At 61.5% G+C, this 22,033-nt stretch carries 18 protein-coding genes and 1 tRNA gene; 12 read left to right on the top strand and 7 right to left on the bottom strand.

The window, feature by feature from the left end; genetic code table 11:
- Positions 1 to 22 precede the first annotated feature (22 nt).
- Together V7650_RS11600 and V7650_RS11595 are read left to right on the top strand one after the other, a co-directional pair.
- Entirely contained in the window at positions 23 to 1,426 is a 1,404-nt protein-coding gene (locus V7650_RS11600; RefSeq protein WP_335656404.1) for a phosphotransferase family protein, read from the top strand.
- Positions 1,423 to 2,700: an acyl-CoA dehydrogenase family protein gene (locus V7650_RS11595; RefSeq protein WP_335656403.1), complete on the top strand. Its 1,278-nt coding sequence runs from the start codon at positions 1,423 to 1,425 to the stop codon at positions 2,698 to 2,700. Before V7650_RS11600 ends, V7650_RS11595 begins: the two co-directional genes overlap by 4 nt.
- Positions 2,701 to 2,718: 18 nt before the next feature.
- Here V7650_RS11595 and V7650_RS11590 read toward each other — a convergent pair whose 3' ends face one another.
- Complete coding sequence (locus V7650_RS11590; protein WP_335656402.1) at positions 2,719 to 4,935, bottom strand: sensor domain-containing protein; 2,217 nt, start codon at positions 4,933 to 4,935, stop codon at positions 2,719 to 2,721.
- A 279-nt stretch (positions 4,936 to 5,214) separates the two neighbouring features.
- Between V7650_RS11590 and rpsF the strand changes: the two genes are divergently transcribed.
- The 5 genes from rpsF to V7650_RS11565 all read left to right on the top strand — a co-directional run bounded on the left by rpsF (position 5,215) and on the right by V7650_RS11565 (position 8,278).
- A complete protein-coding gene (rpsF, locus tag V7650_RS11585; RefSeq protein ID WP_335656401.1) occupies positions 5,215 to 5,577 on the top strand; it encodes a 30S ribosomal protein S6 in 363 nt (120 codons plus the stop codon).
- A gap of 20 nt (positions 5,578 to 5,597) precedes the next feature.
- Positions 5,598 to 5,822 carry a 30S ribosomal protein S18 gene (rpsR, locus tag V7650_RS11580; RefSeq protein WP_089132498.1) on the top strand — a complete coding sequence of 75 codons (225 nt, stop codon included), beginning with the start codon at positions 5,598 to 5,600 and terminating at the stop codon, positions 5,820 to 5,822.
- Positions 5,823 to 5,832: 10 nt separating this feature from the next.
- Positions 5,833 to 6,489: a 50S ribosomal protein L9 gene (rplI, locus tag V7650_RS11575; RefSeq protein WP_335656400.1), complete on the top strand. Its 657-nt coding sequence runs from the start codon at positions 5,833 to 5,835 to the stop codon at positions 6,487 to 6,489.
- 86 nt (positions 6,490 to 6,575) lie between these two features.
- Positions 6,576 to 7,613, top strand: coding sequence for a hypothetical protein (locus V7650_RS11570; RefSeq protein ID WP_335656399.1), 1,038 nt, complete (start codon positions 6,576 to 6,578; stop codon positions 7,611 to 7,613).
- Between the two features lie 8 nt (positions 7,614 to 7,621).
- On the top strand, positions 7,622 to 8,278 hold the full coding sequence (locus V7650_RS11565; RefSeq protein WP_335656398.1) for a Fe2+-dependent dioxygenase: 657 nt from the start codon (positions 7,622 to 7,624) through the stop codon (positions 8,276 to 8,278).
- A 12-nt stretch (positions 8,279 to 8,290) separates the two neighbouring features.
- Here V7650_RS11565 and folE read toward each other — a convergent pair whose 3' ends face one another.
- The 6 genes from folE to V7650_RS11535 all read right to left on the bottom strand — a co-directional run bounded on the left by folE (position 8,291) and on the right by V7650_RS11535 (position 17,680).
- The gene (folE, locus tag V7650_RS11560; protein WP_335656397.1) at positions 8,291 to 8,911 is read right to left on the bottom strand and encodes a GTP cyclohydrolase I FolE; all 621 of its coding nucleotides are present in this window, start codon (positions 8,909 to 8,911) and stop codon (positions 8,291 to 8,293) included.
- A 99-nt stretch (positions 8,912 to 9,010) separates the two neighbouring features.
- Positions 9,011 to 9,087: transfer RNA gene (locus tag V7650_RS11555), tRNA-Arg, on the bottom strand.
- A 210-nt stretch (positions 9,088 to 9,297) separates the two neighbouring features.
- Positions 9,298 to 11,976: a pyruvate, phosphate dikinase gene (gene ppdK / locus V7650_RS11550; protein WP_335656396.1), complete on the bottom strand. Its 2,679-nt coding sequence runs from the start codon at positions 11,974 to 11,976 to the stop codon at positions 9,298 to 9,300.
- A gap of 176 nt (positions 11,977 to 12,152) precedes the next feature.
- A complete protein-coding gene (gene glyS, locus V7650_RS11545) occupies positions 12,153 to 14,393 on the bottom strand; it encodes a glycine--tRNA ligase subunit beta (protein ID WP_335656395.1) in 2,241 nt (746 codons plus the stop codon).
- Positions 14,394 to 14,505: 112 nt separating this feature from the next.
- Positions 14,506 to 15,378 carry a glycine--tRNA ligase subunit alpha gene (locus V7650_RS11540; RefSeq protein ID WP_335656394.1) on the bottom strand — a complete coding sequence of 291 codons (873 nt, stop codon included), beginning with the start codon at positions 15,376 to 15,378 and terminating at the stop codon, positions 14,506 to 14,508.
- A gap of 202 nt (positions 15,379 to 15,580) precedes the next feature.
- On the bottom strand, positions 15,581 to 17,680 hold the full coding sequence (locus tag V7650_RS11535) for a molybdopterin oxidoreductase family protein (RefSeq protein WP_335656393.1): 2,100 nt from the start codon (positions 17,678 to 17,680) through the stop codon (positions 15,581 to 15,583).
- 146 nt (positions 17,681 to 17,826) lie between these two features.
- On the opposite strand from V7650_RS11535, the gene V7650_RS11530 reads away from it, so the two are divergent.
- The 5 genes from V7650_RS11530 (at position 17,827) to pth (ending at position 22,022) form a co-directional block, all read left to right on the top strand.
- Entirely contained in the window at positions 17,827 to 18,768 is a 942-nt protein-coding gene (locus tag V7650_RS11530; protein ID WP_335656392.1) for a TraB/GumN family protein, read from the top strand.
- A 52-nt stretch (positions 18,769 to 18,820) separates the two neighbouring features.
- Positions 18,821 to 19,735 (top strand): TraB/GumN family protein, encoded by a 915-nt coding sequence (locus V7650_RS11525; RefSeq protein ID WP_335656391.1) that lies wholly within the window; start codon positions 18,821 to 18,823, stop codon positions 19,733 to 19,735.
- Between the two features lie 12 nt (positions 19,736 to 19,747).
- Positions 19,748 to 20,545 carry an acyl-CoA thioesterase gene (locus tag V7650_RS11520; RefSeq protein WP_335656390.1) on the top strand — a complete coding sequence of 266 codons (798 nt, stop codon included), beginning with the start codon at positions 19,748 to 19,750 and terminating at the stop codon, positions 20,543 to 20,545.
- 139 nt (positions 20,546 to 20,684) lie between these two features.
- Complete coding sequence (locus V7650_RS11515) at positions 20,685 to 21,344, top strand: 50S ribosomal protein L25/general stress protein Ctc (RefSeq protein WP_335656389.1); 660 nt, start codon at positions 20,685 to 20,687, stop codon at positions 21,342 to 21,344.
- Between the two features lie 108 nt (positions 21,345 to 21,452).
- Positions 21,453 to 22,022, top strand: coding sequence for an aminoacyl-tRNA hydrolase (gene pth, locus V7650_RS11510; protein WP_335656388.1), 570 nt, complete (start codon positions 21,453 to 21,455; stop codon positions 22,020 to 22,022).
- Positions 22,023 to 22,033 lie beyond the last annotated feature (11 nt).

The raw sequence follows: 22,033 nt of genomic DNA, 5'->3' as shown, positions 1-22,033 counted from the left end.
ATCGCCTGATTAAACCATCGGCATGAGCGACGAAAATTTCGAGAGCAAGCTGTCAGCCTATTGCGCGAAAAGCTTCGGTGCGGATGGCGAGCTTGCCGATGTGCACCGGCTGTCGGGCGGCGCCAGCATGGAAAGCTGGTCCTTTTCCCATGGTGGCGAAGATTATGTGCTGCGGCGGCTTCCTTCGGGACTGTCGCCGGACGATGACGGCTTGCGCGGGGTCCCGCTGTCGACCCAGGCGGATGTCATTGAAGTGGCGCGGAGCGCAGGAGTCACGGCACCCGAGGTCCGGGGGCGGCTGACGCCCGAGGATGGCCTGGGCGAAGGCTTCATCATGACCAAGGCCGAAGGAGAGACCCTGCCGCACAAGATTCTCGGCAATCCGGAATTCGCGGCCGCAGAAGCCCGCCTGACGGTGGAATGCGCGCGGGAGCTGGCCGCGATCCACCGGATCCCGATGAGCCCCCTGCTTCAGTCCCTTGACTATTTCTCCCCGGCGGAGCTGATCGGGATGCAGAAGGACAAATATCACGAGATCGGCGGCCAGGTCCCGATTTACGAACATGCCTTTCACTGGCTGGAGCAACATGCGCCGGATGCCAGCGACAAATATCTCGTCCACGGCGATTTCCGCATGGGCAATCTGATGATCGACCATCAGGGCCTCACCGCGGTGCTGGACTGGGAGCTGGTCCGGCTGGGCGACCCGGTGCAGGATCTCGCCTATCTGTGCACGCCGAGCTGGCGCTTCGGCCATTATGAAAAGGCAGCCGGGGGCTTCGACAGCGCCGAGTCCTTCCTGGCCGCCTATGCCGAAGCCAGCGGCGCCGAAGTCGATCCCGACCGGTTCCGGTTCTGGCTGATCTATTCGACGCTCTGGTGGGGCGTCGCCTGCATGGTCATGGGACAGATCTGGCGCAGCCATGGCGACAGATCGCTGGAGCGCACGGTGATCGGCCGGCGCGTATCCGAGGTGGAAATTGATCTCGCCTTGCTGTTCGAAGAGATTCTGCCCGACACGATTGCCACGCCGCTCGACTGGTCGGCGCCCGGTCCACAGGACGCAACCGGCGAGACCGGATATGACGAACTGCTGACCGCGCTGGAAGAATGGAATGGCAAGCATGTGCTGCCGGGGCTGGCGGGCCATGACAAATTCCAGTCGCGCGTGGCCGGCAATGCTCTTGGCATTGCGCGGCGGCAGGCAGACTGGGGACCCGGGTTCCGGGATGCCGCCGCGGCGCGGCTCGCCGCTATCGGTTGTGATCATCGACAGCTGTGCGAGGGCCTTTCAAAAGGCGATATCGCGATAACCACGCCTGCCGTGTGGGACCATCTGCGATTGTCCGCGCTGGAACGCCTGTCGATCGACCAACCCAAATATGCCGGCCTGAAGGTCGCGCTCAACAAATGGAGACACACATGACCAGTTTCGAGATTCCGCAGGAGATTGAAGATTATCTGGATGTGCTGGATGCTTTCATCGAAGCCGAAATCAAGCCGATCGAGCAGCGCGACGACAATATCCGCTTCTTTGATCACCGGCGGGAAGACGCACGGACCAACTGGGACGACCAGGGCCTGCCGACCGAGGACTGGGAAGCGCTGCTGGTCGAGATGCGGCAGGTGGCCGATGCCGCCGGTCACTATCGCTATGCCCTGCCCAAGGAATTCGGCGGCCAGGACGGCAGCAACCTGGGCATGGCGCGTATCCGCGAGCATCTCGCGCACAAGGGTCTCGGCCTGCACAACGACCTTCAGAATGAAACCTCGATCGTCGGCAATCTGGTTCAGCCGCTGATGCTCCGCGATTTCGGCACCGAGCAGCAGAAGCGCGACTATATTCCCGAGATGCTGGCCGGACGGATGGGCTGGTGCTTTGGCCTGACCGAAGAGCATCACGGCTCGGACGCGACCTGGATGGACACGACCGCGGTGCGCGAGACCCGCGACGGCGTCGACGGCTGGCTGATCAACGGCAACAAGATGTGGACCACCGGCCTGCACAAGGCCTCGCACGTGATGACCTTTGCCCGGCACAGCGGCAAGGATGGCGACGCCCGCGGCATCGGCTGCTTCATCGTGCCGGTCGATGCCGAAGGATTCAAGGTCGGCGAATATATGTGGACGTTCAACATGCCCACCGACCATCCGAAATGTTCGTACACCAATGTCTGGGTCCCGGCCGATGCGGTGCTCGGTGATCTCGACATGGGTCTCGCCTGCGCGCAGCATTTTGTCCACGAGAACCGGATCCGCCAGGCCGCTTCGTCGCTGGGCGCGGCGCAATATTGCATCGACGAATCGGTGAAATATGCCGGCGAGCGCAAGCCCTTCGGCAAGCCGCTGTCGGTCAACCAGGGCATCCAGTTCCCGTTGGTCGAACTGCACACCGAGGCGGCGATGCTGCGGCAGCTGATCTACGCGACGGCGGCCAAGATGGACACGATGCCGAAGCCCGACGTCGCCAAATATCTCTCTGCCCAGGTGTCGATGTGCAACTATCGCGCGAACCGTCTGTGCTGCGATGCCGCCGACCGGGCGATGCAGGTGCACGGCGGCATGGGCTATTCCCGCCACAAGCCGTTCGAGCATATCTACCGGCACCACCGCCGCTATCGGATCACCGAGGGCGCGGAAGAAATCCAGATGCGCAAAATCGGCGGCGACATATTTGGCTTCCTGCACCGGAAAAAATAGCCTTCGGGCGCTTTGCGGCTATTTCGGCCTGGCCTTGGTCGGGGTCCAGTCCGCAACGGTGCTGAACGCCGGCAGGGAGAGCGAGTCCCTTTCGATCTTCGTGGTCGGAACATATCCGGCCGGCAGATTGGGCACGTCCAGTCCGGCTTCGGCGATCAGATAGGGTGACACGCGGCGGCTGGTGCACAGTCCGCCATTGCCATCGCTGACCAGCCGCGTCTCGAACTGGATTCCCTGCAGACTGCCGTTCGACCGGGTGACGGTCGCGAGCGCCAGCTGGCCCTCGCCAAAATCGATGACGAATTTCGTGCCGACCGGAACGTCATATAATCCGTCGATCAGCGCACCGGTCACCGACAAGTTGCGAATGACGATGGAATAGACGTGATTTTCATGGATCATCCGCACTTTTCTGTACATCGACAACCGGTCGTTGCGGTGATGGGCCGGACCGGACGGTTCGATCTTCCACTGTCCGTCCTCGAGATTTTCGAGCAGAACCTGCTGGCTGACGGCCTTGCTGTAGACAAACCCCTGCACGTGGCTGACCTGCAAATTTCTGATCAGCTCGAATTCGTCCAGGGTTTCGATGCCTTCGGCGGTGGTGTCCATGCCCAGCGCTTCCGCGAGAGCGACGATCGCGGTTATGATCGCGCCGTTGCGCGACCCCGGTTCGGTGGCGCCGCGGACGAAGCTCTGATCGATCTTGATCTTGTCGAAGGGCGCGGTCTGCAAATAGCTGAGCGAAGAATAGCCGGTCCCGAAATCATCGAGAGCCAATCGCACGTTCCTGCCTTTCAGCGCCTGGAACATGGCGTTGGTTTCATTGGTTTCGGCCATGAACACGCCTTCGGTGATCTCCAGCTCCAGTCGCTCCGAGGCGAGACCCGACGCACCGAGCGCGGCATCGATGACTCCCGGAAACAGGTCGTTGGCAAACTGGATGGGCGAAACATTGACCGCCACTCTTGCCTTGCCCGGCCATTTTGCGGCGTCGGCACAGGCTTGCCGGATGGCCCATTCCCCCAGCTCCCAGATAAGATTGGCGTCTTCGGCGATGGGGATGAACAGGCCGGGCGAAATATGGCCCCGTTCCGGATGATTCCAGCGTACAAGCGCTTCGAAACCCTCCACGATGTTCGACTTGGCATTGACGATGGGTTGATAGGCAAGCTCCAGCGCGCCCTGCGCAATGGCGTCCCGCAAATCTTCTTCGAGCAGCCGCCGGTCTTCGGCTGACTGCTGCATGTCCTTGGAATAGAAGCGGAACCTGCCGCGGCCATTGCCCTTTGCCTCGTAGAGTGCCAGGTCGGCGCTTTTCACCAGGTCCTCGCTGGTCAATCCGTCGAAGGGGCTGATCGCCATTCCCACCGATGCGCCGATGATGCAGCGGTTGCCTTCCACCGAATAGGGCTGGGACAGGCTGCCGATGATCTTGCTCGCCAGATCCCCCAGAATGCCCCGGTCATCGCAATCCGGCAGCATTATCTGGAATTCGTCGCCGCCAAGCCGGCACACTTCGCCGCCCTGCCCGACCACCTTCAGGAGCCGCTCCGCCACCTGCTTCAGCAGCGCGTCGCCGGCCGGATGGCCGAGGGTGTCGTTGATCTGCTTGAACCGGTCGAGGTCAACCAGCATCACCGCGCAGGTCCGCTTCTGCTGGCGGTAGGCGGTGAGCGTCGTTTCCAGCTTCTTCGCCATGCTCGCGCGGTTCGCCAGGCCCGTGAGGGAATCGAACATCGCCAGCCGGGCGGTGTCCAGCGACAATCGCCGCTGCGCCGTCACGTCGATACCGCTGCCGCGAAAGCCCAGAAAATTGCCCGACCGGTCGTGATGGGGCCTGCCGGAAATGGATAGCCAGCACTCATCCTGCGACGCAGCGGCCTTAACTTCAAGGCTGTTGAACTTCATTTTCTTGGTCAGAATGAACGGCAGGGTTCGGGAGCCGGCGTCGCCTTCCGCGGTCTTGTGAAACAGGGAGACCATCGACTTGCCCAGCAAAGCCCGGGATCCTCCACCCAGAACACTGGCAATGGCTTCGGTGATGTAGGTGAGATTGCCTGCGGCGTCGGTCGACCAAAACCAGCCCTGCTCACTCTCCTCGTAGTTTTGCAGCAACAGGAGGGCGTCGGTGGGATTGATGTGATGCGCGACAGCCGGCGCCTGCGACCCGATGCGGGAACCGATCTTGTCGAAAAATCCCCGGGTATCGTGAAACGGCTCTGCGTTTTCCACAGCGTCGCTCCCGATGGATGAAAGGCCTTCCATTGGTCATTTCTTTTCTTGTGACTGTTCCACGTATGATGATAGGCGGAAGTGGTTGCATATTGGTAAACGGCGACCGATCGGGCCGGATGAACCGCAACACCCCCTTGCATTCGCCGGACACTTCAGCCATAGGCGCCGCTTCCCGGTGATTGGGGCCATCCGAATCACGGGAAAACGAAGAAAGCCGGAGGGGCGTGTCTGCATGGTGCGGCGTCAGCGATCGGCGGTAAACAAAGGAATGACTGCATGCCAATGTATGAGCATGTCTTCCTTGCGCGGCAGGATCTGAGCCAGTCTCAGGTCGATGCCCTTGCGCAGGAAGCCACCAAGATTGTAGAATCGAATGAAGGCAAGGTCGTGCTGACCGAGACCTGGGGCCTGCGTACGCTGGCCTACAAGATCCAGAAGAACCGCAAGGCCCATTATGTGATGCTGCGTCTCGACGCACCCGGCAGCGTGGTCCTCGAACTGGAACGCCAGACCCGGATCAACGAAGATGTCATCCGTTTCCTGACCATCCGCGTCGACGAGCATGAAGAAGGCCCGTCCGTGATGATGCGCAAACCCGAACGCGAGCGCGAACGCAAACCGCGCCGCGACGACAATTAAGCCAGAAGAGGAGTTAAAACATGGGACGTCCATTTTTCCGTCGCCGCAAAAGCTGCCCCTTTTCCGGCAAGAACGCAAAGCCCATCGACTATAAAGACGTGAAGACGCTGCAGGGATTCATTTCCGAACGCGGCAAGATCGTGCCAAGTCGTATCACCGCAGTATCCGCCAAGAAGCAGCGCGAGCTCTCCAAAGCCATCAAGCGCGCCCGCCATCTCGGCCTGCTGCCTTATCTCGTGAAGTAGGAGCGAAACAATGGATATTATTTTGCTCGAACGAGTAGAGAATCTCGGCAGCATCGGCGACATCGTCACTGTCAAGAACGGCTATGCCCGCAATTTCCTGCTGCCGAACAAGAAGGCACTGCGCGCCAACGAAGCCAACAAGAAGGTCTTCGAAGCCAATCGCAAGCAGATTGAAGCGGACAATGAAACGAAGCGCAAGGAAGCCGAAGCGGCATCCGGCGGCATCGATGGCAAGCAGATCGTCCTGATCCGCGCGTCTTCGGCCAGCGGCCAGCTGTACGGTTCGGTGTCGGTTCGCGACATCGTCGAAGCCCTGAACGCCGATGGCAAGAGCGCCGTCGTCGAAAAGAGCATGGTCATCATGGAGAAGCCGATCAAGACGCTCGGCGTGTTCGATGTCCGCATTCGCCTGCACCCGGAAGTCAGCGTCACCATTCAGGCGAATGTCGCCCGTTCGGATGACGAAGCCGACCTGCAGAAGGACGGCGTCGACGTGATCCAGCAGATGTTCGAAGAAGACCAGGCCGAACTGGCTGCCGCTGCGCTGTCTCCTGACAGCGAAGACGATGGCGAAGAATCGGCTCGGGACAAAGGCGATGCCGCTGCGGAAGCGGCGCCGGAAGCCGCTGAATCAGACGAACAGGACGATACCGAAGACAAGGAATAGTCCTGATCTGAATATGGTACAAAAGCCCGGGTCGGGACCGTTGCAAGACGGTGCTCCAGATCCGGGCTTTTTCGTTGGAGGATGGCTTGGACCACGACTGGCAATCGGAATTTGCAAAGAACGCATCGCTCTTTCCGCACCTGGCTGACCTGCAAAAGCAGCAGGTACTGCTGTCCACGATGAGCGAAGCCGCCTTTCGGCAGGCCAGTTTCCTTGACCAGAGGATTTTCTCGCCGGACCTGCGACGGCAGGTCGTTTCATGGACGGATGTTGCATCGATACCATTGCCGCCTCGCTCCAAGCCCCAGTATATCTTCCACATCGGCCATGTCGGCTCGACCCTGATTTCGCGCCTTCTGGGCGAGATCGACAGCGTGCTGGCGCTCCGGGAACCAGCCATCCTGCGGCAGCTTGCGGACCTTCGGGTGACCAACCCTGCGGAGATCGGCTGGACCGAAGAAGAACAGGCACAGCGGCTGGATCAGGTGGAAGGCTGGCTGTCCCGCGTGTTTCGCCCCGAACAACGGGTGTTGATCAAGGCCAGCAGCTTTGTCAGCCCGCTAGCGCTGCCGCTGCTCGCCAAGCAAGGCACCGCCCTGTTCCTGTTCACCTCCCTCGAACGCTATCTGCAGACCATATTGGCCGGAGACTCTTCGAAGCAGGAAGCCGCTGCGCTGGCTGAAATCCGGATGCGGCGGCTAGCCAAGCACTGTGGCGCGCCCCTTGGGGACAAGGATAAATTCTCCCTCGCGCAAACCGCCGCGCTCGGGTGGTTGTGCGAGATGGTGACGCTATGCGATGCTGAGCACCATTGCACCGAGGCACGCATTGCCTGGCTGGATTTCGACGATTTCCTCGACCAGCCTGCCGACCATCTGCAACGCGCCGCCGGACATTTCGAACGCAACCTCTCCCTCGAAGAAGCCCATGATCTGGTTTCCGGCCCGATCATGAGCCGCTATTCCAAGGCTCCCGAATATGACTACAGCGCATCGCTGCGCGCGGAGCTTCTCGCCGAGGCCGGGCAAATTCATGCTGACGATATCCGGCTGACGCTGCTATGGGTCGATCAACTGGCGCGGCGCTTTCCCGAAGTGGCCGCGGCGATAGCAAAGGCGGGATAAAGACGATCATGTTCAAGCAACTCAGCTTACTCGACCAGGGTCAGGTCAACGAACTGAAGCAGATTGCCGCCAAGGCGCAATTTGTCGATGGCAAGATCAGCAACCCGCACAGCAAGGTGAAGAACAATCTGCAACTGCATGATGTCGAGGGGTACAAGCGGTCCTCGAAAATTCTGCACGATGCCCTGATGGCCAATCGCGAATTTGTCGACTTCGCTTTCCCCGAACGCGTCGCGCCGCCGCTGATTACCCGCTACCAGCCCGGCATGAACTATGGACTGCATGCTGACAGTGCGATCATACCGCTGCCCGACGGTCCACTTCGCTCGGATCTCAGCTGCACGATATTCCTGAGTGACGTTAACGACTGCAAGGGCGGCGCCCTGCATGTGACCCAGGGAGAAGCCGGAATGCGTTTCAAGGGCATCCCCGGAACCGCGATCGTCTATCCATCCTACACGTTGCACGAGGTAGAACCGGTGACCGAAGGCGAGCGCATGGTCGCGATCACCTTCATCCAGAGTAAGATTCCAGACGTGACCGAACGCAATCTCCTCTACGAACTGAACGAGGTCGCGGCATTGGAAGGGCTCAACATGGCCCATGAAAATTACACGCGCCTGCAGGCGGTCCAGTATAATCTCATGCGCAAATGGATGCGCTGACCCGCAAGCGGATCAATAGCCCATCAGGCTCATGACTTCCTTGCGGCTGCGGGCATCGTCGAGGAAGCAGCCGCGCAGGCGGCTGGTGACCATGCCAACGCCGGGGGTGCGCACGCCGCGCGCGGTCATGCAGCTGTGGCTCGCCTCTATCACCACGGCGACGCCGTGCGGCTTGAGATTGTCCCAGATACATTCGGCGACCTCGGCGGTCAGCCGTTCCTGCACCTGCAGCCGGCGGGCAAAGCCGTGCAGGACGCGGGCCAGCTTGGAAATGCCGACGACCTTGTCGGTCGGCATGTAGGCGATGCTGGCCTTGCCGATGATCGGCGCCATATGATGTTCGCAATGCGAGTGGAACGGAATGTCCTTGAGCAGCACCAGTTCGTCATATCCGCCGACTTCCTCGAAGGTACGGGCCAGATGCATGGCCGGATTTTCGCCATAGCCCTCGCAATATTCCTTCCACGCCCGCGCCACTCTCTTGGGTGTATCGATCAGGCCCTCGCGCTCGGGGTCGTCACCGGCCCAGCGGAGCAGCGTCCGCACCGCTTCCTGAACCTCTTCCGGTACCGGAACTTTCGAGGCCTCGCGCTCGGCGAGCGCATCGGCGATGGAGTTTGAATAATCGGCCAAGTCGGGTCCTTCGGTTCAGCAGGTGCAATGCCGACAAGTTAGGACAGCCGGCGCGCGCGCGCAAGTGCCCCTTGGGGCATATCCGGGAAAGAAGGAAGGTGGTGCGCCCAGAGAGATTCGAACTCCCGACCCCTTGATTCGTAGTCAAGTACTCTATCCAGCTGAGCTATGGGCGCTAACCAGACGGTGCAGATAGGGGGTGATTACCGTGCTGGCAACCCATAATTGCCCTGCCGGCGCAACATTCTGAACAAACCTGCCGCATCGGTGCTCGGCACCTGATGCGGAGCCCTGCGCCGGGCAGATACCACTTGCCCCCGAGGCTCCGCATCAGGTGCGGTGCACAATTGCTATCAGGGCTCCGCATCAAGTGCGGAGCACATAGGCTATTTCTGCGACAAGGCGGCCTGCGCCGCCGCCAGCCTTGCAATCGGCACGCGATAGGGCGATGCGCTGACATAGTCGAGGCCGGTTTTCTCGCAGAAGGCGATCGAGGCGGGATCGCCGCCATGCTCGCCACAGATGCCCAGCTTGATGCCGGGACGCGCTGCCCTGCCCCGTTCCGCGGCCAGTTCGATCAACTGGCCGACGCCCTCGATGTCGAGGCTGACGAACGGATCGCGCGGGAATATGCCCTTGTCGACATATTGGGTCAGGAAGCGGCCGGCGTCGTCGCGCGAGACGCCCAAGGTGGTCTGGGTGAGGTCATTGGTGCCGAAACTGAAAAACTCGCCATGTTGGGCAATCTCGCCGGCCATCAGCGCGGCGCGCGGCAGCTCGATCATCGTGCCGACGAGATATTCGATCTCGCGACCCTTTTCGGCGAAGACTTCCTTCGCCATCCGGTCGACGACATCCTTCATCAGCTGCAGTTCGCGCGCGGTGGCGACGAGCGGGATCATGACTTCGGGAATCGGCGCTTCGCCGCTCTTTTCCGCCACTTCGCAGGCGGCCTCGAAGATCGCGCGCGCCTGCATCTCGTAGATTTCCGGATAGGTGACGCCAAGACGGCAGCCGCGATGGCCGAGCATCGGGTTGAATTCGTGCAGCTCGTTCGCCCGCTGCTTCAGCGTCTCGACGCCGACATCGGCGGCTCTGGCCACTTCCTCGAACTCCGACTGGTGGTGCGGCAGGAATTCGTGCAGCGGCGGATCGAGCAGGCGGATGGTCACCGGCAGGCCGACCATGACCTCGAATATCTGGCGAAAATCATCGCGCTGCTCGGGCAGCAGCTTGGCCAGCGCGGTGCGCCGCCCCTTTTCGTCGGGGGCGAGGATCATCTGGCGCACCGCGGTAATCCGGTCTGCGTCGAAGAACATGTGCTCGGTCCGGCACAGGCCTATGCCCTCGGCGCCAAAATCGCGGGCTACCTGGCAGTCGAGCGGGGTTTCCGCATTGGTGCGGACACCTAGACGGCGAACCTTGTCGGCCCAGACCATCAGCACACCGAAATCGCCGACCAGTTCGGGCTGGATGGTGGCGACGCGGCCGGCCATGATCTGGCCGTTGCTGCCGTCGATGGTCAGCATGTCGCCTTCCTTCAGCTCGCGGTCGCCGACCTTCATGGTCTTGGTTTCATTATTGATCGAGATGGTGCCGGCACCGGAAACGCAGGGCCGGCCCATGCCGCGGGCGACCACGGCGGCGTGTGACGTCATGCCGCCACGGGCGGTCAATATGCCCTTGGCCGCGTGCATGCCGTGAATGTCCTCAGGCGAGGTCTCGACCCGGACCAGGATGACGTCATCGCCCATTTCCGCCCGCCGTTCGGCGGTGTCGCTGTCGAACACGATCAGGCCGCTGGCGGCTCCCGGTGAAGCCGGCAGGCCGGAAGTGAGCACATCGCGCGTCGCGTCCGGATCGAGCGTCGGGTGGAGCAGCTGGTCGAGCGCCATCGGGTCGACGCGCAGCACCGCTTCCTCCTCGGTGATCAGCCCGTCATGGGCCATGTCGACGGCGATCTTGAGCGCCGCCTTGGCGGTGCGCTTGCCGTTGCGGGTCTGCAGCATCCAGAGTTTGCCGCGCTCGACGGTGAACTCGATATCCTGCATGTCGCGATAATGGCGCTCGAGCAGGTCGAAGACGGCGGACAGCTCGGTGTACGTTTCCGGCATCGCCTCTTCCATCGACAACGGCTTGGCATTGGCCTCCTCGCGCGCGGCTTTCGAGAGATATTGCGGCGTGCGGATGCCGGCGACGACATCCTCGCCCTGGGCGTTGATCAGCCATTCGCCATAATAGGCGCTGTCGCCGGTCGACGGATTGCGGGTGAAGGCGACGCCGGTGGCGCTGGTGTCGCCCATGTTGCCGAACACCATTGCCTGGACATTGACCGCGGTGCCCCATTCGCCGGGGATGTCGTTAAGCCGGCGGTAAACCTTGGCCCGTTCCGCCTGCCAGCTGCCGAAGACGGCGCTGACCGCCCCCCAGAGCTGGTCGTTGACGTCCTGCGGGAAGGGCTTGCCCCAGAGCTGTTCGACCAGCCCCTTATATTCGCTGACCAGCGCCTTCCAATGCTTCGACTCCATCTCCGTATCGGTGAAGAAGCCATTGTCTTCCTTGATAATTTCTAGCGCTTCTTCGAAAGCGTCATGGTCGAGTTCGAGGACCACGTCGGAATACATCTGGATGAAGCGGCGGTAGCTGTCCCAGGCAAAGCGCTCGTCGCCCGACGTTTTTGCCAGACCCTCGACGGTGTCGTCGTTCAGGCCGAGATTGAGCACGGTGTCCATCATCCCCGGCATCGAGGCGCGGGCGCCGGAGCGGACCGAGACCAGCAAAGGATCGGCGGCATCGCCGAATGACTTGCCGGTGACCGATTCAATATGGGCGACGCCTTGCGCTACTTCCTCGCGAACGCTGTCCGGATATTGGCCGCCTTCGGCATAATAGCGGGTACACATTTCGGTCGAGATGGTGAATCCGGGCGGGACCGGCAGGCCGATATTGGCCATTTCCGCAAGGTTGGCACCCTTGCCGCCGAGCAGATTGCGGGCTTCCGTCTTGTCGGACGGCGCCCCGTCCGCGTCGATTCCGCCACCGAAACGATATACATATTGGGTCATATTATTACCTTGTCACTCCCGCGCAGGCGGGGGTCCAGTTGGAGGTGCAAAAATTGCAAAGAACGCGACCCTGGATCTCCGCCTTCGCGGGGATGACCAGCCGGCTTTTGCTGCAGAGGACCACAAACCAGCCGACGAACTTTACAAACTTTACACTGTTATGAATCAAATATCTTCTAGCCCTCGATCTGTGAAAAATCAGCCACTTGATGGACGGCGTTGCGAAAGCGGGCGAGCAGCGCCAGCCGGGCTTCGCGCTTGTCTGAATCGTCGTCGTTCACGGTCACATCCTCGAAAAACCGGTCGATCGGTCCGCGCAGGGCGGCGAGCGCGGTCATCGCCTGCTCGAACGCTTCTGCCTCGATCGCAGCGGTGACTTGCGGCTGCGCCGCGTCGAGCGCGTCGATCAGGGCCTTTTCGGCCTTTTCGGGGGTGTAGGAAAGAATATTGTTCCCCTGCGCAGGCAGGGGTCCATCACGGACCGTTGCGTCAGGCTCAGAGGTCGGGAGATGGGCCCCTGCCTCCGCAGGGGCACTGGTGCCGCCTTCCTTCTTCAGGATATTGGAAGCCCGCTTGTAGCCGGCCAGCAGATTGACCCCGTCCGGCGTCTCGACAAAGGCCTGCAGCGCCTTCACCCGCGCGAGCAGCCGCACCAGATCATCCTCGCCGCCAAGCGCGAACACCGCGTCAATGAGGTCGTGGCGGACGCCTGCTTCGCGTTGCTGGACTTTCAGGCGGTCGGCGAGGAAGTCTAGAAGGGTACCACCGCTCATTGTCAGTCCATCTCGACTTTCAACAAGCCAATCCTGGGAATTTGCAATGGCAGTTTCCAACGGAATCCGGAGCAAATTCTGCTGTATCAATGAAACCACACCCAGAGCCGCACGTCGCAAAGCAAAAGGATCTTTCGACCCTGTTGGAGGCAAGTCGACGCCGAAGAATGCTCCAAGCGTATCCAGCTTATCCGCCAGACTCACCGCTACCGTCACCGGATCGGTGGGCACCTCATCACCCTGCCCGACCGGCTTGTAATGATCTCTGATCGCGTGAGAGACTTCCGCCGGAAGTCCTTCTTTCTCTGCATAATAGCCGCCCATCAAGCCTTGCAGCTCGGGGAACTCGCCGACCATTTCGGTCACGAGATCGGCTTTGCAGAGACGTGCGGCCTCGGACACTTCCCTATGAAATGTATCGCCGGGGCTGGACTGGTAAAAACCATTCCCTTCTAAAGAAACCAGCCACTCGGCCAACTTGGCCACACGCTCCACCTTGTCGGCAACCGTTCCCAATTTTTCATGGAACACGATGTTGCGCAATTTTTTCGCATGATCCTCCAACTTGGTCTTCTGGTCAAGTTCCCAGAAGAATTTGGCGTCGGAGAGCCGTGCGGCGAGGACCTTTTCGTTCCCCGCGATAATCGCCTTGCCGCCATCGCTGGCGGCGATATTTGCCGTGCAGACGAAGCTCGGCGCTAGCGCGCCCTGCTTGTCGCGGCAGATGAAATATTTCTGGTTCACCCGGGCGGTCAGCTGGATCACCTCCTCCGGGACGTCGAGAAACGCCGGGTCGAAGCGCCCGAGCAAAGGCACCGGCCATTCGGTGAGGCCGGCATTCTCGATCACCAGGCCCTCGTCCTCGACCAGTTGCAGGCCGGCATCGGCCGCCGCCCTGGCGGCACCGTCGCGGATGATGTTCTGGCGTTCCTCGTGGTCGACGATGACATGGCACGCGCGCAGTTTTTCGGCGTAATCGCCGGCGTCGCCGATGGTGATTCTTCCAATTTCCGTTCGTGCCGAACTTGTCGAAGCATCTTTCGCCAAATGCCCTTCGACAGGCTCAGGGCGAACGGAGTGATGGAACCGGTGCCCGACCGTCTCGTAGCCCGACTCTATGCCGTCAATTTCGCATTCCACCAGATCATCGCCGAGGATCGCGACAATGCCGCCGAGCGGACGCACCCAGCGCAGGCTTTCGGTCGACAGGCTGGCGTCGCCCCAGCGCATTGATTTCGGCCAGGGAAAGGCGCGGATGATCGCCGGAATCGCGTCCGCCAGCACGTCGCGTGTCGCCCGGCCGGGCTTGTTGATCACCGCAAACCAGGTGGCGCGCCCCTTGACGTCGCGCAGCTCCAGCTGCTCGCGGGTGACGCCATTCTTGCGGCAGAAGCCGTCGATGGCCTGATCGGGTGCGCCCTCCGGCGGGCCCTTGGCTTCCTCGTTGACCGCCTCGGTCTCGAGCGGCAGGTCGCTGGCGATCAGGGCCAGCCGCCTTGGCGTCGACCAGACTGTCGTCGCGCCGGCTTTCAGGCCGGCTGCGGCCAGTTGCTCGGTGAACAGCCGTTCGAGATCGGCGCGGGCCTTGGCCTGCATCCGGGCGGGGATTTCTTCGGAGAGCAGTTCGAGGAGGAAGTCGGTCATCGGCGCGCTCCCGATACGTCATTGCGAGGAGCGGAGCGACGAAGCAATCCAGAGCCGCGCGTGCCGCTCTGGATTGCTTCGCTGCGCTCGCAATGACGACACTGATAAACCATCACGCCGTCCATCCGTTCTTCACCATATGCGCTTCGCAGCTGCCCTTGGCGAGATCGCGGACGCGGCCCATGTAGCTGGCGCGTTCCTGCACCGAGATGACGCCCCGCGCCTGCAGCAGGTTGAACACGTGGCTGGCCTTGATCGCCTGTTCATAGGCGGGAATCGGCAGTTGCTTCTCGAGGCAGCTTTCGCACTCGGCCGCCGCCTTGTTGAACAGGTCGAGCAGCCGGTCGGTATCGGCGACCTCGAAGTTCCAGGCCGACATCTGCTTCTCATTCTCCAGGAAGATATTGCCGTAAGTCATTCCGGCACCGTTGTAATCCAGATCATAAATGCTGTCGACGCCCTGGATGTACATGGCCAGCCGCTCCAGCCCGTAGGTCAGTTCGCCGGACACCGGCTTGCAGTCGAAACCGCCCATCTGCTGGAAATAGGTGAACTGGGTGACCTCCATGCCGTCGCACCAGACTTCCCAGCCCAGTCCCCAGGCGCCTAGCGTCGGGCTTTCCCAGTCATCCTCGACAAAGCGGATGTCGTGCAGCATCGGATCGATGCCGATCACGGTCAGGCTGTCGAGATAGAGCTGCTGGATGTCTGGCGGCGATGGCTTGAGGATAACCTGATACTGGTAATAATGCTGCAACCGGTTGGGATTCTCGCCGTAGCGGCCGTCCGTCGGGCGGCGGCAAGGCTGGGCGAAAGCGGCTTTCCATGGATCCGGGCCAAGCGCGCGCAGGGTGGTGGCGGTGTGGAACGTCCCTGCCCCCATCTCCATGTCATAGGGCTGGAGGATCGCGCAGCCCTGATTCCCCCAATATTCATGGAGCTTGAGGATGATCTGCTGGAAGCTGAGCGGCTTCGTATCGGACAAGATGAAGACTTTCTTCGCGTGCCAAAAATGGTGGTGCAATATTAAGGCGCTGCTTTGGCGAAAGGGCGGCAGAGGGTCAAGGGAGGAATGGCGAAATCGAGACGCGGTCGTGCTCCGCAATTGATGCGGAGCTTGCTACGCGGGAGAGCGAATGCCGCGCAGGGCTCCGCAGCAAGTGCGGAGCACAGTCTAATATACCGGCCTATTCCGCCGCGACCAGTTCTTCCGCTTTCGCCACCGTCACCGGCACCGCGTTCAGGACGGCATTGCCGGACAGCGGATCAAAGCGTTCGGTATCGGTCAGATCATTGAGCGAAACCCCCGGTTTCTCGCGGGCCACCGACAGGCCGACGCCAGAGCGGCCATGGCCGAAACCATGCGGGATTGACACCACGCCGGGCATGACGTCATCGCTGATCTCCACCGGAATCTCGACGCTGTTCACCCGGCTGGTGACGGACGCCATGACGCCATCGGCGAGGCCGCGCGCCCGGGCGTCATCGGGATGGATCATCAGGGTGCAGCGGTCCGGCCCCTTGAGCAGCCGCTTGCTGTTGTGCAGCCAGCTGTTGTTCTGGCGGACATGACGGCGGCCGATCAGGCGGAGGCTGTCCGCCTGTTCATCGTCGAGCGAAGCGGCAAAGCGCTGCAGTTCGGCGAGAAAATCGGGATGGGCGCAGTGGATTGTCCTGTCCTCCGTGCGCAGCCGCTCGGCCATGCAGGGGCGCAGCGGGCCGAGATCGATGCCGTTGGGCGCGGCTTCCACCTCGGCCAAAGTCAGGCCGGCGGGGGAGGCTTGCAGCATGCCATCGAGGACATCGCGCGGTTCGCGGATATTGGGCACGTCCTGACCGTCCTGAGCAAGGATTTCCCGCGCCAGTTCGGCGATGATCTCCCAGTCGGTCTTTTCGCCGTCCTGCAGCGGCAGGATTGCCGGCGAGTAGCTGGCATAGTTGCGGATCGCCAGCGGCCCGAAGAAAAAAGGATAATGGTCCTTTTCCAGCGGTCCGCAGGGCGGCAGGATATAGTCGGCATGGCGGCTGGTCTCGGTGACATACATGTCGAAGGAGACCATCAAGTCGAGCGTTTCGAGGGCTCTATCCAGCTTCGCGCCGTCGGGCGAGGACAAGACCGGATTGCCGGTGACCACGAACAGCGAACGGATGCGCTCTTCGTCGTCGCGCAGCATTTCGTCGGCAAGGGTCACCATCGGCAGTTCGCTCATTACCGACGGCATCGGGCCACGCACGGTGTCGGCGGTGCGCACCGATCCGCGGCCGACCAGGTTGATCGTGTCGAGCGCCGGCTCCGGCACCATCGTGCCGCCAACCCGGTCGAGATTGCCAGCGGCGATGTTGATCACCTGGATCAGCCACTGGTTGAGTGTGCCATATTCGCAGACCGAGACGCCCATCCGGCCGTAGAGGGCGGCGGGCTGGTCGGCAGCCAGTTGAGCGGCCATGTCCTGCATCGCTTCGACTGATATGCCGCAATGCGCGGACAGCTGGTTCATGTCGAAGCGCGCGATCGCCGGTTCAATGGCGCTCCAGCTGTCGTCGAGGATCCCGTCGAGCCGCGACGTGTCGGCCAGTCCGGCGTCGAATATGTTCTTCAGTATGCCGATCAAAAGGGCCGTATCGGTGCCCGGCTTGACGAAATGATGCGCGTCGGCCAGCTTGGCGGTCTCGGTGCGGCGCGGGTCGACCACCACCAGCCTGCCACCGCGCGCCTGCATCTCCTTCACCCGCCGCTTGAAATCGGGCACGGTCCAGATGCTGCCGTTGGAGGCCGCGGGATTGCCGCCGATGATCACCAGATACTGGCAGCGGTCGATGTCCGGCACGGCGGCCAGGCTGACATGGCCGTACATGTGATATTGGACGACATGGTGCGGGATCTGGTCGAGGGTCGAGGCGGAAAAGAGATTCTTGACGCCGATCGCGTGGCGCAACGTGCTGATCTGGGTGGATATGCCATAATCGTGGGCGCTCGGGTTGCCCATGTACATGGCCGGCTTCGCGCCCTGCCCCTTCAGGTCGAGCAGCCGCGCCGCGATTTCCGAAAAGGCCTGCTGCCAGCCGATTTCCTGCCAATGGCCATCCACCTTCTTGACCGGCCTGTGCAGCCGGTCGGGATCATCCTGCAGATCGGCGATCGCGATCGCCTTGGGGCATATATGGCCGCGGCTGAGCACATGGTCGGGATTGCCCTTGATCGACAGGATCTCGCGCCCCTCGACCTCGACCAGGACGCCGCAATTGGCTTCGCAGATATGACAGGTGCGGGCGTGAATGGTGCTCATCGAAAAACTCCCTGATTTAATCATCCGGTTAACAGATTCGCGAGCCACTAGCCAGTGCTCCTGCTTCCGCGCCCAATTTTTGCTGGGCATTTGTCGTCAATTGTTCAATGAAGCGTCTCAAATCCACATCCGGAGCACCCATCCCCATGCCGCGCACCTGGCTTACTCCCGTCATTCTACCCGTCCTGCTCGCGCTATCGGCTTGCCAGACGACGCCGCAGGAAACCGACCTTGCCAGCACTGCCGAAGGCGCCGCGGAAAGGCCGCCGGCGGTAATGCCGGACGATGCAGACCCCGCGCTGTGGCTGATCCGCGACGAGGACACGACCATCTATCTGTTTGGCACCGTCCATATCCTGAAACCCGGCATGACCTGGTTCGACGAGGCGGTGAAGGACGGTTTCGAGGCCTCGGACGAACTGGTCATCGAAATGATCAAGCCCGACCAGGCGGTGATGGTGAAAATCGTCAACGACCTGGCGATCGACAAGTCCGGAATCTCGCTGCGCGACAAGCTGGCAGCGGAAGACCGGACTCATTACGAGGAGACGCTGACCCGGTGGACCGTACCAGTCGCGGCGTTCGACGCCCTCGATCCCTGGTTCGCCAGCGTCAACCTGTCCATGATCCCGCTGATGCGCAGCGGCTATGCCACGGACCAGGGGGTGGAAGACGCGTTGCTGAGCCATGCCGCCGCCCGAAAGATGGCGGTAGCCGGCCTGGAGACGCCCGAGCAGCAACTGGGCTTTTTCGACAATTTGCCCGAGGATGTGCAGATTCGCTTTCTGAACTTCACCGTCGACACGATCGACGGAGCGGCCGAGGGGATGGAGCAGATGGTGATCGAATGGGCCAACGGGAACGTCGACGCGCTCGGCGAATTGATGAACGCCGGTCTCGAAGACAGGGTCCTGTATGATACCCTGCTGGTCAACCGCAACAAGAGCTGGGCGGACTGGGTCGAGCAGCGGATGCAGCAGCCGGGCACGATATTCCTGGCGGTCGGTGCGGGCCATCTCGCCGGAGAGAGCAGTCTGCAGGCGTTGCTTGCCAAAAAGGGACTGGTGGCAAAGCGCATCGAATATTGATTTTTGCCATCCACGGCTTTCCTTTTTCCAGCAATCACCCCAAATAGGTCCCATGAAACTCATTCGCCTCCTGCTTTCCATGCTGGCATCCGTGACACTCACGGCCTGCAACAGCGCGCCCGCACCGGTGACATTGAATACGGTCAAGATCGGCACGCCCGCCCTGTGGAAGGTGAGCGGAACAGGGCCCGATCAGTTGGGCACCGCCTACATGTTCGGGACCATCCATATCCTGCCAGACGATGTCCAGTGGCGCACCCCTGCACTGGAGGCGGCGATCACCGGTTCGGACCGCCTGGTGATCGAGGTGCTCGGACTGGATGACCGGCAGGGCGCCGCCAAGATCTTTTCCCGGCTGGCGATTTCACCGGGACAGGAGCAGCTCGACACGCGCATAGAGCCTTCGCTGCGCGACGACCTCGACCGGATCATCGACGAATCGAAGGTTTCGGCCCGGTCGCTCAACCGGATGGAGACCTGGGCGGCGGCATTGTCGCTGGCTTCGGCCCAGACCCAAGGCCTGGGGCTCGATTCCAGCGGCGGCGTAGAGGAAAAGCTGACGGCGCAATTTGCCAAGGCGGGCAAGCCGATCGAAGCGCTGGAGACGATCGAGCGGCAACTCGGCTATTTCGACCGACTGCCGGAGGCGCAGCAGCGCAAGATGCTGACCAGCGTGGTCGAGGAATCGGGTGATTCCCAGCGGGCTTTCGAAGAATTGTTCAATGCCTGGATGACCGGTGACATCGACCAGATCGTCACCCTGACCGACACCGGCATATTGCTCGATCCGAAGACCCGCGAATATCTTCTGGTCCTGCGCAACCAGGACTGGGCAGAGCAGCTGGACAAGCGCCTGCGAAAAACCGGTACGTCCTTCGTTGCGGTGGGCGCGGCCCATCTCGCGGGACCGGACGCGGTACAGGGAATGCTTGCGAAACGCGGCTACAAGGTCGAAAAAATCCAATAATCAGGGCATTTAATGACATTCATATTTGATCGCGAAACCGCGCTGATCGCGCAGGAAGACGGGCAGTTCACGATAGAGGCGAGCGATGTCTATCGCAACCCGACCGGCATGGCCTTTGGTGGCTGGGTCGCGGCCATTGCCGCGCGCGCCGTCGAAATGCACCCCGATTGCCGCGGGCCACTGGTCTCGCAGCAGATCATCTACATGACCGGGGTCGGGCCGGGCGAGGTCACCCTCTCGGTCACGCTGCTGCGCGCCGGCTCCTCGACCCAGTTCTGGCGCGTCGAGCTGTCGCAGAACGGCGCGATGACCAACGCCGCCGATATCGTCACCAGCACCCGCCGCCCGACCGACATCGACTATCAGGTGGTCATGCCGGATGCCAAGTCACCGGCCGATTCCATCGCCCTGCCCTCGGTCAATCCGATGGCCCCCCAATGGGTTTCGCATTACGACCAGCGGATCGCCAAGGGGATGCCGTTCGCGGTCAACAAGTCCCCCGAGGCGATCGTCTGGATCCGCGAAGCCGACGGCCGACCGGTTGACCGGGTCAGCCTGTTCTCGATCCTGGACACGCCGATGCCGCGGACCTTCTTCGTCACCGAGCAATTCCGCCCCGGCTCGACGGTGACGATGGCGACCTATATCTACGCCAGCGAGGAAGATCTGGCGGAAGCGGGCAGCGATTTCATGATGCTGCGGGTGACCGGCGCCACGGTCCGCAACAGCGCCACCGACGGGCGGGCCGAGATCTGGTCAAAAAGCGGGATATTGCTGGCGACCAGCTCCCAGATCGGATTTTTCCGCTAGGCCGATTCCGCCAGGCCGAATCGGGGGCGCAAAGCCCTTGCTTTTGTGGCGGACCGACCTTATAGCGCCCTCTTTCCGGCCATGAGCACCCTGGAGGCGTGGCGGAAATCTAACAAAAGCTAATTTTTGGAGCAACATTATGAGCGATCTGCTGACCATTTCAGCCGAGCCTCGCGAACGGGCTGGCAAGGGAGCCTCCCGTGCACTGCGTCGCGATGGCCGAGTCCCTGCCGTTATTTACGGTGACAAGAAAGAAGCCGTGGCCATCCACGTCGAAGCCCGCGCGCTGAACAAGCTGCTCGGCACTGGCCATTTCATGAACTCGCTGGTCGAGGTCGAAGTGAACGGCGAGAAGACCCGGACCCTGCCAAAGGATGTTGCTTTCGACCCGGTCAGCGACCGGCCGCTGCATGTCGACTTTTTCCGCCTTGCAAAGGGCGCCAATGTACAGGTCAATATTCCTGTTGTCTTCATCAACGAGGAAGCATCGCCCGGCCTGAAACGTGGCGGCGTCATGAATGTCGTGCGTCACGAACTCGACCTGATGTGCGACGCGGATCATATCCCCGACCAGATCGAAATCGACGTGACCGGCCTGGAAATTGGCGATTCGATCCATATTTCGAACATCACCCTGCCGAAGGGTTCGGAAAGCGCGATCACCGATCGCGACTTCACCATTGCTGGCGTTACCGCGCCATCGGCCCTGAAATCGGCTGATGACGAAGCGGCTAGCGACGACGGTGAAACCGAAGTCACCGAGCAGGACGCCGATACGGTCGAGGGCGAAGACAGCTAGACCTTCATCGATCAAACAATATAACAAAAACCGTCCATGCTGGTCTATCAGAGCATGGACGGTTTTTTTCTGTCGAAAGCTCGGTGCGAGCGGGAAGCGCGTTAGAAGATGCAACTATGGGTCGGCCTTGGTAATCCGGGCGCGCAATATGCGCTGCACCGGCACAATGTCGGCTTCATGGTGATCGACGCGCTGGAGCAGGTGCACGGTTTTCCGCCGCCCAAGCAGAAGTTCAAGGGCTGGACGATGGAGGCACGGCTCGGCGGCGAGAAGCTGGTGCTGCTGAAACCGGCGACCTTCATGAACGAAAGCGGCAACAGCGTCCGCGCCGCAATGGATTTCTACAAGCTGGAGCCCGAGGACGTCACCGTCTTCTATGACGAGCTCGACCTCGAACCGTTCCGGGTCAAGGTCAAGCGCGGCGGCGGCGCCGCGGGTCACAACGGCATCCGCTCGATGATCGCCCATATCGGCCCCGAGTTCCGCCGGGTGCGCATCGGCATCGGCCACCCCGGCCACAAGGCGCGGGTCACCGGCCACGTGCTCGGCAATTATGCAAAGGCGGAAATCGACGATCTGTCCGACATGCTGGGCGTGATCGCGTCGGAAGCCGACTGGCTGGCCAAGGGCGATGACGCGCGGTTCATGAGCGAATATGCGATGCGGATGCAGGAATAGTTTCAGACAAT

The organism is Parasphingorhabdus sp. (genome assembly GCF_036964565.1).
Taxonomy (GTDB): Bacteria; Pseudomonadota; Alphaproteobacteria; order Sphingomonadales; family Sphingomonadaceae; genus Parasphingorhabdus.
Note: the sequence above shows the minus strand (reverse complement) of the source record. Positions and strands in the feature narration are given on the sequence as shown.

What these genes read in the sequence shown, in the direction of transcription:
- V7650_RS11600 (WP_335656404.1), top strand. Translation starts at nt 23, where the DNA reads ATGAGCGACGAAAATTTCGAGAGCAAGCTGTCAGCCTATTGCGCGAAA.
- V7650_RS11595 (WP_335656403.1), top strand. Translation starts at nt 1,423, where the DNA reads ATGACCAGTTTCGAGATTCCGCAGGAGATTGAAGATTATCTGGATGTG.
- rpsF (WP_335656401.1), top strand. Translation starts at nt 5,215, where the DNA reads ATGCCAATGTATGAGCATGTCTTCCTTGCGCGGCAGGATCTGAGCCAG.
- rpsR (WP_089132498.1), top strand. Translation starts at nt 5,598, where the DNA reads ATGGGACGTCCATTTTTCCGTCGCCGCAAAAGCTGCCCCTTTTCCGGC.
- rplI (WP_335656400.1), top strand. Translation starts at nt 5,833, where the DNA reads ATGGATATTATTTTGCTCGAACGAGTAGAGAATCTCGGCAGCATCGGC.
- V7650_RS11565 (WP_335656398.1), top strand. Translation starts at nt 7,622, where the DNA reads ATGTTCAAGCAACTCAGCTTACTCGACCAGGGTCAGGTCAACGAACTG.
- ppdK (WP_335656396.1), bottom strand. Translation starts at nt 11,976, where the DNA reads ATGACCCAATATGTATATCGTTTCGGTGGCGGAATCGACGCGGACGGG.
- glyS (WP_335656395.1), bottom strand. Translation starts at nt 14,393, where the DNA reads ATGACCGACTTCCTCCTCGAACTGCTCTCCGAAGAAATCCCCGCCCGG.
- V7650_RS11535 (WP_335656393.1), bottom strand. Translation starts at nt 17,680, where the DNA reads ATGAGCACCATTCACGCCCGCACCTGTCATATCTGCGAAGCCAATTGC.
- V7650_RS11530 (WP_335656392.1), top strand. Translation starts at nt 17,827, where the DNA reads ATGCCGCGCACCTGGCTTACTCCCGTCATTCTACCCGTCCTGCTCGCG.
- V7650_RS11525 (WP_335656391.1), top strand. Translation starts at nt 18,821, where the DNA reads ATGAAACTCATTCGCCTCCTGCTTTCCATGCTGGCATCCGTGACACTC.
- V7650_RS11520 (WP_335656390.1), top strand. Translation starts at nt 19,748, where the DNA reads ATGACATTCATATTTGATCGCGAAACCGCGCTGATCGCGCAGGAAGAC.
- V7650_RS11515 (WP_335656389.1), top strand. Translation starts at nt 20,685, where the DNA reads ATGAGCGATCTGCTGACCATTTCAGCCGAGCCTCGCGAACGGGCTGGC.
- pth (WP_335656388.1), top strand. Translation starts at nt 21,453, where the DNA reads ATGCAACTATGGGTCGGCCTTGGTAATCCGGGCGCGCAATATGCGCTG.